Origin of the sequence: Bacillus cereus group sp. N8, from assembly GCF_016483685.1 — a bacterium.
GTDB lineage: Bacteria > Bacillota > Bacilli > Bacillales > Bacillaceae_G > Bacillus_A > Bacillus_A proteolyticus.
Genome location: NZ_JAEHBK010000062.1, coordinates 1 through 13254, shown reverse-complemented (window position 1 = coordinate 13254; position 13254 = coordinate 1). Strand labels below are relative to the sequence as shown.

Sequence of the window (13254 nt, the reverse complement as noted above, 5' to 3'; positions counted from 1 at the left end):
AGATACGAAATTTATATGCTTTATTAATCATCATTCATTTCACCTCCATTTCGGTATGTTTCTATTATACAACAAACGTACATTCGATAGGTAGTGAAGTAACAGTTTATGTATGTCGAACAATTAAGATGGCTTCCTGCCATCCCTTGTCCGAAGCCAATTCATCTCCCACCTACTCACTTCGCGTTCCTTGAGGAAGGAGTCTTCTTGGCTAAAATGATAAAAAAGGTTACAGAGCTATAATCAAGTATTGTCAATAGACAGAGGGAGGAGAATAATAAACATTCTTCTCCCTTTGTCTGTAATTAGGGTTTGCATTATCAATAAATATACGTTGTAAGGAATTGCTGGAATGAGTTTTAAGGTTACAAAGGGATAGCACGCATATTTTAACGTTTTTATACGCTAAGGGATTCTCAAAACTCCATAACACGAGTTGAATTGAGAATCAAATTACATCTAATTTGATTCATAACAGATTGGTGTCATAGACTCCCGAATAAAAACACAGGGTTTTATCTCTGTGTTTCTTCAAATTTTAGTTTTTGAATATATGCTTGAGCATGAATAATTTCTTCCTGAAGTTCTTTTAATTCTTTCTTAGATTCTGATTCAATTGTCATGTAAGTAGTAACTAAACTAATCATCATATCCATCTTCTCTACTATATTTTGAATGACCTGTTCAGATTGCTCTTTTTTAGGGTGTTGTATTGCTTTTAATACATCTTCCATATAATTGTTCTTTCTTTGCTGGATATCATAAATAAACTGTTTTGTGTTTGAGTTCAGTTGTTCTTCCTCCGTTTTAGATATATTTCTATTCTATCATATTTAAATAGAAAATATTGGATTCCCCTAAATTTACACCAGTCTCATACATTTTCTCAATTATACAAACTAATTCCTTAACGTACAGGGAAATAATCGAAACGTGTCAATTTTGGGTTCTGGTGCAAAGATTGTATTTATTTGAAAGAGGTATATAGATGCCTAATGGAATCTATTCTTATGCAGCCATTCCGAATAGTTGATGAATAAACTTCACTTCATTTTGGACAGACTTGTCCCGTAAAATAAGTTGGCCTTTTTTAATGATATGCATCGCTTCTATTCCTGAAAGAATAGATTTAGCTGTACGAAAAGATTTCAATCCTAGCATTGAACGAACTAGCTTTTTAATAAAACGATGATCTTGCTCTACAATGTTATTCAGGTATTTTACCTGCCTTATTTGGATGCCTACAGGCATCTTTTTCTCTGTCTTCAACTCTTCAATCGCTATAGGATAGGCCGGGTTTTCGTCCACTGTAATCACACGGGGCTTTGAAACATGAAAAGACTGCAAAGCTTTCTTGAAAAAACGCTTTGCAGCCCTATGATCTCTTGTTTTGCTTAAATAAAAATCAATTGTATTTCCTTTTGAATCAACAGCACGATATAGGTACATCCATTGACCTTTGACTTTCACATACGTCTCATCGACTCGCCAAGAATCATTGATTGATTTAAGATGACGTCGTACTCGCTTATCTAATTCAGGACCATATTGATGAACCCATCGCATGATAGTTGTATGAGCAAGTGATAACCCACGCCCTTCCATCATTTCGACTAAATTACGAAAACTGAGGTTGTACCGTAGGTACCATCTCACGGTTAATAAAATAATATCAGGTTGATAATGTTTCCACTGGAATAGATTTTGCTTTTCCATACCAATCACATCCTTTTTCAGAGTACTAGTATCAGTATGTCCAAGTTTAGGAGGTTACTTACAAGCGTTTTGGAGTGTTTGCACCAGAACCTCTGAGAGCTTATGCTCTCTTTTTTTATTTATGTTCGACATAATCTGACAAAAAAATTGTAACCATATTTGTTATGATAGTTCAGGAATCATACATTTTACATAATTGGAGGAAACAAAATGTATAAGAAGATGGGTACGCTCGTTATAACTGGAGCGCTTGCTATAAGTCTAGCGGGATGTAGTGATACAGAAGAAACTGCCAAAAAAGTATCAAATGATACAAAAACAGAACAAACAACTGAAAAGAAAGAAGAGAAAAAAAAATTTAAAGTTGGCGAAACAATTAAACTTGGAAATCACAAATTAACTGTTACAAATGTTGAAAAGTCTCCAGGTGGAGAATTCGATAAACCTAAAGAGGGTCATGAATTTTTAATCGCTAATATAACTATAGAAAATGGCGGCGAAGAAGAAATACATTATAATGCTCACGATTTCAGTTTACAAAACAGTGAAGGAAATATTGTAGACCCAACGTTAACTATGATTAACCAAGATACTCAATTGAATTTTGGAAAACTTGCACAAAATGGGAAAATAACTGGAACTATTGCTTTCGAATCAAAACAAGGAGATCCTAAGCTTCAATTAATCTTCAAACCAATTTCCTTATCAGAAGAAGAAGTTCGAGTAAATCTTCAATAATAATATCTACAAAAAGAAAAGACACTCGAATTGAGTGTCTTCTTTTAAAATTTCACATACTATGTCTAATTAATGGGGTATCGCCACACATCCATCAACTTAAGCATTTAGGCTATTCTTAAAGTTAAAAGCAAGAATTGTCTTTATTTGCTGAAGAGCCATATCTATATATGTTTTTCGTTATACGTAATCAATTACCTGTAGAAGGAAGTAGGGAGTTGGAAAAAATCCCAAAAACAATCAAAATAATGTATAATTAATATATTTAGATGATATTAAAAGGAGATGAGTTTTTGGAATTAGATAAATCAAGGGATAATATAGCTATAAGAGGTAAACGAGGGTTACATTTTATTCTTGCTTCAATAATTATTTGGAGTTCTGTCTTAACAGTATGGTTACTTCCGATAAAAGAGGTATTAACAAAGAATTTATTAACATTTTGTTTTACTGCATCGCTTCTGCCAATTGCTTTTGTAATATCTAAATTAATTAAAGCAGAATTTTCAACCAAAGATAATCCGTTAAACACTTTAGGAATAATATTTTCTTGTAATCAGCTTCTATATATTTTAATTGCAATGTGGATTTATCAAGCAGTTCCTGAAAAAATGGTTATGGTATTAGCCATAATATTTGGAGCACATTTATTACCTTTTGGGTGGCTTTATAAATCTAAAGCATACTTTGTAATGGCTATGGTTATTTCTTTAACATCTTTGATAGTAGGAATCATTTTTAGTCCGGCCATAGTGTCAATCGTTATGATATCTTTAGAAATTATATTCTCTATCTGGTTAATTTTTGAGATTAAGGCTTCAGGGAATAGAGTATAGCGTATCAGTTAGGTTCTATTCAATAAATATTGAGGTTGCTATTATACCATTATTTTATATTAAATATAGTTTTAAATTATTAAGAGTTCCTACTATTCTTAAAACAAAAAGCACGTTACTATTCTCTTATGTTAATGAGAAAGGGTAACGTGCTTTTTATGAATATGCATCAAAAACAAGAGTTGTCTTTATTTGCCGAAGAGTTATATCAATAGGGATTTCAGTAAGATACATAGGTATATCTGGATTTGGATAAAGGAGTTTACACTCCTTCGGGTGATGCATTATTTCCAACGGTTTAACGAATTTACTGAAAGAATTCTCCTTCCTCAAGCGTGTGAAGGGCGATAGCCCAACGGTAGCTGGGAGATTTCTTTCGGTTTGGCATAGCCAATAACTTTTGATAAACTAGCTATATGAAGTTCTTTGATAACTTGATATATGAGGTTGCAGGAGGAAAATAGAGTGCGAAAACCAAGCCATTCGGTTCCTGCGTAAAATATCAACCGTACCAAAAGAGCATCCAAGCGTTGGGCATCTAGGGGTGGAACACCCCGAAGTAACGCTCAGGGAGATGAAAGGTTACTTTCGTCGTGGAACTGAGAAGCTCCCACTTCAAGCTTAGCTAAGTGGCGAGTAGTTCACTATAACGTTCAAGTAATAAAAGAGATGTTAATGTATTCATCTTCTATGCATTTGTAGTAATGTTATCGTTAAATTTTCTAAATCTCCATCATTTTTTATTTCTTGTATGACTTTTCCTTCTTTCATAAAGAGTATTCGATCACCAATTTCAGCAGCTACATCCATCATATGTGTGGAAAAAATAATCATTGTACCATTTCTTCTTAATGTCTTTAATATTTTTAAAAATTCATCTACCCAATACGGATCCAACCCATTTGTCGGTTCATCTAGTATCAAAATTTTAGGATTTCCAAGACACGCCTGCCCAAATAAAAGCCTCTGTCTCATCCCTTTAGATAATCTATGTAAGGGTTCATTTTGTTTCTCATTTAATCCTATTGTTTTAATAACGGCTTGTACTTTTTCTTTTCCTATATTTCGAAAAACGGCATAAAACAATAAAAATTCTTGAACTGTCATATCTTGCTGTGCATGAAAATCATCTGGCATATAACCTATTTTACTCACATACTGTTTTCTATCTTTCTGTAATTCTATATTATCTAATTGAACGGTACCCGTTGTAGGAATTGTAATTCCGGCTATTATATCAAGGAGCGTACTTTTCCCTGCTCCATTCCCACCGCATAATACGATACACTCTCCTTCTTTGCTTTGAAATGAAATTGGGGATAATGCTATTTTCTTTTTATATCGTTTGCATACTTCGTTGAGATTTAATACCATCATTTTTTTCTTCTCCTCTCCATTTGCCATCCCGCTACAAATAAGAACACAATTGTATAGATAATACAATATATTAATAGAATCCAGATAGCAGCTTTACTTTGAAAAAATATTACCAGTTGATCATATACTTGCCCAAATATTGCTCCACCACCTAATTGAATTACAAATATAATTCGAAGTAATTCAGCTGGATTGCAAAACAATAATATTTTTATTAATGGTGCAATCATTACATATGGAACAAAATTAAGGATGCTAATTAAAGCCGTTGGCCACATCATAATAAGAAGGAACCAAACTACAATACTTATTGCTAAAGCTTGCCACCTTGTTATAGAAAAAGAGCCAATTGTTATTCCTAGTAATAAAAATAAAAGGATTAGTAAAACAGAGAAAATATACGTTGCTACTACCCAAAACATATCAAAATTACTACCGCTTACCAACCCAATTACTATACTTACACCAAAACTCATTGAAAAAATAGCTGTTTGTGCTATAAATTGTCCAATTGTTTTACCTATTACATATGAAGTACTCTTTAAAGGATACGTACATAAAAGTCTCCATTTCCCATTTTCCACCTCACCTGCAATAGAAAATGCTCCTATAATTAACATAAGTAAAGGTACTATATATAAAATAAGGTTTACCATTGTCCCAGTTACATTTGTATACCCTGCTAAAGCCTGAGTATTTCTTTCCATAATAAATATTACAGAAAACATAGTTATCCAAAGAAACAAAAACGTGTAGGCAAATTTACCTCTTACTGCACTACGCCATTCTGAATATAATATATTCCACATACCTACTCACCTCTCTACTGAAAAAGACAACCATAGTTGGTTGCCTTTTTCTAACTATTTTTTTCATAGCGATAGTATCTTATTAATGAGAATGTCCACTACCATGATTTTTCTTTTCTTTTCCCATCATCTCTTTATTCATTTCCCATTTATGTTCTGCTAGTTCTTTATAAGAAAGGATTTCCCCAGTATGTTTTTCTACAAAGCTGTCTGCATCTTTCTTCTCTTTAAAAGAAATTACATTATAAGCCATCGGCGTCTTAATTGATTTGTCATATACATATGTAGCTTTATCAACTGCAACCCAATCTTTTGTATTGTAATCTCTTACAAATTTCTCTTGTGTTTTTTCATTTTTATGTTCATCCATCCATTTATACATACAACCAATATCATCAAATTTTAAAGCTTTTCCATTTTCTAAAATAACCTCAGTTGCAAATTGATTATCCATTACTGCCATATTACAAACATCACACTTATCATTTTTTTCATTAATAGCAACTGGCTTGGTTTCTTGCTTACCACACCCTACTACGGCAAATACCAAACATAAACAAATAGTAAATAACATATACTTTACTCTCATCAATTTTTCCTCCCTAAAAAAAACAATATACTTCCCATTAGTAACATGCTTACACTTACAACCAAAATGTTAGACTGAAATCCCACACCCTCACCTTTTTGCAAAACAATTTTTGGCCTCATACTAGGCTCTTTGTCCACCAATAAGGATTGATCTGGAATGTTTATGAAACTTTGTAAAATACGCATACCTGGTGATTGAAAGAACAATTGATATTCTGGAATATCTTGTGTTAACAAAAGAAAATAGGCATCTGCTTTATATGGAATATTACTAGTACCTGAACCATCTGTATCTACTTTTAAAGAAGCGTCCCAATAATTTTTATAGATATTGTTTTCCCTGCTTTGTGTAGCTTGCGACTCATTAACATTCCCTATCATTACATTTTGAGTAAATTCATTCGCACTGGCATCTTTAAATTGTAAACCGATAAAATTATTAGAAATTGAGTTACTCATAATAGTATTTTGCTTTGCCTTTTCTACGTAAATCCCTACTCTATTATTAGCAATTTCATTTTGTAACACTTTTGTTTTTGTCGCATCATATAGTAATAAGCCTTGTGCATGAACATTACTTTTATTGTCAATAAAGTGATTTCCTACTACAGATGTTTCCTTTGTTCCCATAATCATAGCGCCTGTTGTATTTTCTTTTGATATATTTCTTTCAACAACAGTTCTATCAGAATACATAAGATGTATGCCATAACGAGATTGCCAGATTGTATTGTCTTTTATTGTATTATTATTGCTTTTTTCTAAATAAATACCATCACGGACATTTTGGATTTTGATGTTCTCAATAAGATTACGATTGGATTGCCATAAATCAATTCCATTAGCTCGTCTTTGTCCAACAATCATACTGTTCTCAATTGTTATATTCCTAGCATCTTCTAACTTAATCCCCATGTACGACGCGTAAACTTCCAATCCACTGATGTAGTGCTTATCTCCCGCTACAAATATCGCAGGCTGATCTGTATTATCATTACATTGTTCTATTTTCAAATCTTTAAGGATAACGTTTTCCTTTTTTATTGTAATAATAGGATCCTTACCACAAGAGATTATTTTAGTATTTTTATCCCCTTGTATTGTAATCGGTTTCGATATTTTTATCGTTTCATTATAAGCTCTATTTTCTAATTTAATTATTTCATATGGGGAAGCCGCATCAATTTTTGATTGCAATGTAGACTCAGCATGAATACTTACTCCTGGAAAACAAAAAACTAAAAATAAAAGAAGAGAAGAACAAATTTTTTTCATATACAGTTCCCTTCTCTCAAAGCTATTAGTTATCACTATAGAAGAGAATACCAATAATTTGTGTGAAATTCGTGAAAAATAAACGTGTTTTTTGTGATACATATAAAATTATTACTAACAGAAATAATTTTATGAGAGATAATCTTATCTGAATTTGTTACACCTCAAGTACTATACAAATTGAGTTAGGGTTTACTTTTTTAGAGTGGTTATATACATTTCGACATTTTTGTACAGCAAGAAATTCTCAAAACTTCATAGAGTGATTTCAATTGAGCAAAAATATTTTTATTTTCGTCAATCGCAAAGGATCGAATCAACAAGAAATGAGTATACCTGTAAAAATAAAATGGACCATATTATAGGGATAAAATCCAGTACATAATATGGCCCATTTTTGTATATATAAGCTAACTCTTCAAACGATTTTTTCACTCACTGAGTGGAACAGGCATTTTTATTCTTTAGGGTTGTATGCTTAAATCAGATAAAGGCATCCCTTTTAACGAGTCATACTTATAAAATAGACTTTATTTGTATCACTTATGGCCTTTGTGTCCATGGCTGTCAAAATTATAGGTTTTTCCATTAATTTCAACCGTGGTATCTGTATAAATAGAACCATCCTCTTTTACTTTGAGAAATCAGCGTTTTTTCATTTTAGGGGGATCTTGTTTTGTTAGCTTGATGGGCATGGGGTACCGCCAGCATTTCGGAAAAAAACCAGGCTAAGAGAATGCAAGATTTTATACAGTTTTTCGGCTAATCGGGTAACAAATGAGACCCCTAAAACCCACGTCAGGATAGGAATGTTAAAAAAAGTGAATAGAGTCATAGACAAAGAAAAAGGCGGATTCCTTGTAAGAGTAGAGGCTCGCCTTTTTCCTCGCTACCGATAATGATGCGCTATGTTAACCGAGCATGTATAGGATATACATCAAAAAATGTACGACTTATTTTAATTCTTTCGCGATAGAATGTAATGAATCCATATTTTCACAAAATATAAGAGGGGAGAAAACTTTTGTATAAAAAACTTAGAAAACATCTTATATTAGGTTTCCTAACTCTTATCATTAGTGGATGTTCAATTTCAAAAGGATACGACACACAGCAAGAAGCATTAAAATAAGGATTAAAACCAACAAGTAATACAGAAATAGATAAATATCATGCTTTAGGACGTATTATAAAGATAGCTTTTTTCGTTACACCTGATAATTATATTTCAATAGCAGATTTAGAAATGAAAAACGGAAAATGGACTGTTAGTGGGACAGCCGGAGGAGAAAATGTAAGTGAGTTAGAAGTACAAGATTCTGGTATATCACCTACGCTTGTAGTTTCAAATGGAAAAGTTATTTTTGGTTATTTTAAAAATCCATCCATTAACAAGATATCTTATGAATCTGCTTCGGGACATATAATAAATTTAGATAAATACTTACCTAACGAATCAAAGTACAAAGGATGGAGTTTATGGTACATAATCCTTCCTAATAAATTAGACGATGGCCCAGAATCATTAGATTTTATTAAGACTGCTTTAAAGTTTAAAGATATAAACGGAACTATTATAAAATATGGTTCAGTTAACGTTTAATGTTGATTTTCATGTTAAGATTGAAGTATGTAATAACATGTCGTTACAAAAAGAACGGAGGAGATACGGTGAAAATGCATCTTCAAGAAAGTTTACATGTTCAGTTGAAAAATGCAATTCGTTGTCATTATAATGAACTTACATCTAGGTGTGGTAATGACACAATATATGGATACTCCCTAATGACGGACGACTGTTTCAGTAGCGTTGGACCAGTGGCTAATAAAGAAAGACTGATTAAGGTGAATAAATCAGACCCTTTATACAACTATTATAGATATGGAGCTGTTGAGTGGAGTGAGTGGGACGATTTCGGAATGTTTGATGAAGTGAATAAAACTATTAAAAGATACCATGAAACCGTCGAAGAAGACTTTGATTTGCTAATAGATACATTGCTGAATGAATTATTAAAAGTGTTAATAGAACTTGAGTCAGAAGGATTGTTTGGTGACAGAAACGATAACCGATTTATTGACATTTGTGTAACTGATTCATCAAACGAAATCATGCTTAAATCAGCTAGACTGCTTAATACATTAAAGGTATATGAAGAATACGCTTCAGAATTTGAATAAGAATGAATATAAGTAAAACTGCTCTTTATAAGAAGCGGTTTTTTTTGAAAGTCAACAATTAATATTAACAGAGCCTAAAATATAAAAACTGATCATCTAAAAACAACTTCTGATAACGATAATTATGTAAATAAAAAACCCCTTCAGCAAGTAAATTGAAGGGGGTTTTTCTAGATACAGTGACTACTGATAAGTGGGGTTATGTAAACTTTATGTGTACAAATATAAACATTGTATTTGTGTTTCAGTTTTGGTTTTTCCTTTATATGGATTAATGACGTGTTAATATAAGTTTATTAAAGTTACAAAAAAGAGAGTACGGTGAATAAATGTCATTGGGAAAGTTAATTGGTAGAGGTAATACAGCTGAAGTATTTGAATTAAGTGATAAGGAAGTATTAAAGCTGTTTTATGAAAAAATACCTTTTGAATATATTGAAAAAGAGCATAAAACAAGTAAAGTGATAAATCATTTAGGTATTCCATCGCCTAATGTTGGAGAATTTATGGAAATAGATAATACTTTGGGAATAATTTATGAAAAAATAACTGGTAAAAGCTTTACACAAGTTTTATCCTCTCAGCCATTATTATTAAAAAAAAATGCTCATATTTTTGCGAAATTACAAGTTTCATTTCATGAAAAGAGAACGGATAAATTACCTTTACAAAAGGAATATCTTTCTAGAAATATCTCTGGAACTAATTTGTTAAGCAAAGAAGAAAAAGAACTGATTTTGAGCCATTTATCACAGTTACCAGAAGATAATAAAGTTTGTCATGGTGATTATCATAGTGACAATATTATGCTAATGGATGGTAAAGCCAAGATACTTGATTGGATGACTGGTACTTCAGGGAATCCATGTGCTGATGTCGCACGAACTTTAATTATTATGCGGTACTCTTATCTTCCATCAGATATGCCAAGGGTAACAAAGTTATTAATTCAAATCGTAAGAAAATTCTTTACAAGATATTATATAAATTCTTATATAAAGTTAACTAATATTTCTAGAGAAAGCATAGATAAGTGGTTATTGCCTGTGATGGCTGCAAGACTGATTGAAGGTATACCGGAACCTGAAAAACAGTTTCTTTTGAGGGCAATAAAACAAAATCTATAAACTTTCATTGGATAAGTATGTTGTTTCATTATGAATTGTACATTAAAGTTATGTTTTTTTGGGTTCATATGTACTTTAATTTCTTTATTTATCATGTTTTGAATGTATACTTTTCTTGGTGATTTTTAAATTAATGGATGAATTGAGATAAAGTCAATAAAATCAATGAAATGAATGTAAACTAATATTGAAAAGTTTACATTGAAATCAATCATGGAATTTTGCAATTAAACAACCTATTTATGTTAAAATTGGAAATATATGATTTTTTAGGAGGGAGATTTTATTGCATAAAATTTCAAATTTGATTTGTGGAGTATTATTGGTGATTTATATTTTGTATTCATTTTTTCTAAAAGATGAAAGTGATTTGAATGTAATTATTATATTAACCGTCTTGCTTATTATTTCTGTAATTTTAGACAAAAGAAACATAAAAAAACGGATCGATTAAAGGTCGGCTTTTTTATGTTTTTTAATGATAATGAAAGTAAACTTCTATCTAAAAGTTTACATTCATATTCAAAATAAGTTAAAAGCACTTTTTAATGTTTTAAAAGTGCTTTTAACTTGATGTTGATGTGACGGAGCCTCAAGTATGTTGTGGGTTTGAAATAAAGTTTGGTAATTATCTTTGTTTGGATAAGAACCATTTGCATATGTTTCAAATTTTTTATCACCTTTTAGGACTAACGTAGTTTTTACTCCGTTTCCGTAATCAATACCCAAATTACCTACAAGTTCTGTACCATCTTTATAGTTGTTCTGTACATTTTTAAACTTAGCGGAACTCTCGTCAGGTGTATCAATCTGCCCTTTGAATATACCAGTTTTAGCTTGGCTACTGTATGTCTTCACTTCATTACCACTAGCTAGACTTGGTGATTTAGAAGGACTAGAAGAATTTGAAGAACTGCTTGTAGAACTAGTTGAACCACCTTTTGCTTCTGCACTTAGCTTATCAAATACTGGTTTCCAAATACGTTTTGCTTCACTTAACTTCTTGTTTGCTTTCGCTAAAATTTCTTTATCATTATCCATAGAATAGTCTTTCGTTTTAAATGCTTTTGATATCTCTGCAAAAGTCTCTCTTAACTTTCCAACGGCTTTTACGATTTCTTTATGGTCTTCCTTATACTTAGCAGGTGCATCTATATGTTCAATCTTATCGAATACTTTATCTAAGTCTTTGATAGCATCTTGAACCTCTACTTTTGATTTACTTCCTTTATGATAATCTCTTACAGAAGAATCATAGTAATCAAAGCGTTTTAACATATCTTGTTCAATGTCTAGCATAAGTTGTGGATAATCTTCTGCTAAAACTCGAACCATTTGAATATCTTTACTTTCTTCTTTCGAGTTAGTTGATTTTTCCTTTGTTTCAGATGATTTACTTTCTGACTTAGCTGAACTTGTTCCTTCTGTCTTAGTTTCCTTACTTTCTTGTTTACTAGATTCAGCATTTGTTTTTTCTTTGTCTCCAAATAAACTAGTTACACTACAAGCTGACATAGAAACTACTAATCCAGATGCTAGTAAAATTTTACCTGTACTTTTTTTAAAATTCTTCATATGATTTTCCAATTCTCCCTCTCAAAACATAAAAAAGATGCGCTTTAGCCCCTTTAAAACTAAAAAACATACCACTTCTATATTTATCCTAAAATACCTTTCTATGTATAACATTTTACAAGTAATTACAGATGTGGTCAAAGTTTATTCTAAATTAACGATGTTCATAAAAAAGATGCGATGCCTTATTCCTTCAAGTAAAAGATTCTAAGTGAGTTTTGATTAAACTTTTTTATAAAAATCTCATACTTAGTTAAAAAGAGTAACTCCATTTTGATCAATCTTTTTTTCAAAATGGAGTTTTTGTTGTTGCTGTTAAATAAAGGTTTGTAATTTCATTTTTATCAAACTTTATTCCAAAGCAACAGTAAATTTAGCTGCAGAGGATATTCATCTAAATTTTACATAACATAACGTAACATTATTGATAGCAAGAAAAAAGCGGATCCCTCCTCTAAAAAGGCATCCACTTATTCGTTATGTGCTTCTATACTTGTTTTGTTTTCTTTGCTCTTGTAAACTTCCAAAAAGCTAAAAGTAGTAGGAGAAGCGGTATTCCCTGAATGAAGAGAAATCCTCCTAAAAAATAAAGTACATGACTAACTAGAGGAGGTGCTGTTGTCGAATCGCCCGCAACATAAGCTCCATAATTAGCCACCACACCTGCATAATCAGCTATCCCGCCTATAAAGAAAGCCACTGGACTTATGAGTAGATTTATCCCTAAACAGACCATTATCAATGATAGGTTTTTAGCCTTTATTTTTGATGAACTAGACAAGAAAAATAAGAATATTGCAGTGCTGAATATAAGAAACAGTGGTAGATAATAAATCCACATAATATCCCTCTATGACTTTAATTGTACCATCAGTAAGGGTGATTTTGTGAAATTTTGGATGAATAGGATATTCATGTCAGGTTAACATAACGACTCATTATCTGTAGCAAATATTTTGATAGAATCCTTGTTTTTATAAGGTTTCTTGCTTTCATGTCTATTTATCTCTTATACATGATTTTATACAT

The 13254-nt window shown here is 31.6% G+C and carries 12 protein-coding genes and 1 pseudogene; 5 read left to right on the top strand and 8 right to left on the bottom strand.

What is annotated here, in order from left to right; genetic code table 11:
* Positions 1 to 515: 515 nt before the first annotated feature.
* Together JDS80_RS29415 and JDS80_RS29410 are read right to left on the bottom strand one after the other, a co-directional pair.
* The gene (locus JDS80_RS29415) at positions 516 to 791 is read right to left on the bottom strand and encodes a hypothetical protein (RefSeq protein WP_199640681.1); all 276 of its coding nucleotides are present in this window, start codon (positions 789 to 791) and stop codon (positions 516 to 518) included.
* A 217-nt stretch (positions 792 to 1008) separates the two neighbouring features.
* A complete protein-coding gene (locus JDS80_RS29410; RefSeq protein WP_199640680.1) occupies positions 1009 to 1716 on the bottom strand; it encodes an IS6 family transposase in 708 nt (235 codons plus the stop codon).
* Between the two features lie 210 nt (positions 1717 to 1926).
* Between JDS80_RS29410 and JDS80_RS29405 the strand changes: the two genes are divergently transcribed.
* Both JDS80_RS29405 and JDS80_RS29400 read left to right on the top strand, forming a co-directional pair.
* Positions 1927 to 2454: a DUF4352 domain-containing protein gene (locus tag JDS80_RS29405; RefSeq protein ID WP_199640679.1), complete on the top strand. Its 528-nt coding sequence runs from the start codon at positions 1927 to 1929 to the stop codon at positions 2452 to 2454.
* Between the two features lie 293 nt (positions 2455 to 2747).
* On the top strand, positions 2748 to 3290 hold the full coding sequence (locus tag JDS80_RS29400) for a DUF7010 family protein (protein ID WP_242477458.1): 543 nt from the start codon (positions 2748 to 2750) through the stop codon (positions 3288 to 3290).
* A 681-nt stretch (positions 3291 to 3971) separates the two neighbouring features.
* On the opposite strand, the gene JDS80_RS29395 is transcribed toward JDS80_RS29400, so the two are convergent.
* The 4 genes from JDS80_RS29395 to JDS80_RS29380 form a co-directional block, all read right to left on the bottom strand.
* A complete protein-coding gene (locus JDS80_RS29395; RefSeq protein ID WP_199640677.1) occupies positions 3972 to 4667 on the bottom strand; it encodes an ABC transporter ATP-binding protein in 696 nt (231 codons plus the stop codon).
* Entirely contained in the window at positions 4664 to 5476 is an 813-nt protein-coding gene (locus JDS80_RS29390) for an ABC transporter permease (RefSeq protein WP_199640676.1), read from the bottom strand. Before JDS80_RS29390 ends, JDS80_RS29395 begins: the two co-directional genes overlap by 4 nt.
* Before the next feature lie 82 nt (positions 5477 to 5558).
* Positions 5559 to 6065 carry a nitrous oxide reductase accessory protein NosL gene (locus JDS80_RS29385; RefSeq protein WP_199640675.1) on the bottom strand — a complete coding sequence of 169 codons (507 nt, stop codon included), beginning with the start codon at positions 6063 to 6065 and terminating at the stop codon, positions 5559 to 5561.
* Entirely contained in the window at positions 6065 to 7342 is a 1278-nt protein-coding gene (locus JDS80_RS29380; RefSeq protein ID WP_199640674.1) for a right-handed parallel beta-helix repeat-containing protein, read from the bottom strand. The genes JDS80_RS29385 and JDS80_RS29380 overlap by 1 nt, the downstream gene beginning before the upstream one ends.
* Positions 7343 to 8588: 1246 nt before the next feature.
* Between JDS80_RS29380 and JDS80_RS31780 the strand changes: the two genes are divergently transcribed.
* The 3 genes from JDS80_RS31780 to JDS80_RS29365 all read left to right on the top strand — a co-directional run bounded on the left by JDS80_RS31780 (position 8589) and on the right by JDS80_RS29365 (position 10650).
* A complete protein-coding gene (locus tag JDS80_RS31780) occupies positions 8589 to 8945 on the top strand; it encodes a hypothetical protein (protein WP_242477457.1) in 357 nt (118 codons plus the stop codon).
* Positions 8946 to 9019: 74 nt separating this feature from the next.
* Positions 9020 to 9523 (top strand): DUF4303 domain-containing protein, encoded by a 504-nt coding sequence (locus JDS80_RS29370; RefSeq protein ID WP_000550610.1) that lies wholly within the window; start codon positions 9020 to 9022, stop codon positions 9521 to 9523.
* Positions 9524 to 9858: 335 nt separating this feature from the next.
* Positions 9859 to 10650, top strand: coding sequence for a phosphotransferase family protein (locus tag JDS80_RS29365; protein ID WP_199640673.1), 792 nt, complete (start codon positions 9859 to 9861; stop codon positions 10648 to 10650).
* Between the two features lie 558 nt (positions 10651 to 11208).
* Here the strand turns inward: JDS80_RS29365 and JDS80_RS29360 are convergent.
* A pseudogene (locus JDS80_RS29360) lies at positions 11209 to 12237 on the bottom strand (DUF3994 domain-containing protein); the annotation flags it as partial.
* Positions 12238 to 12712: 475 nt separating this feature from the next.
* Positions 12713 to 13066 carry a hypothetical protein gene (locus JDS80_RS29355; protein WP_199640672.1) on the bottom strand — a complete coding sequence of 118 codons (354 nt, stop codon included), beginning with the start codon at positions 13064 to 13066 and terminating at the stop codon, positions 12713 to 12715.
* Positions 13067 to 13254 lie beyond the last annotated feature (188 nt).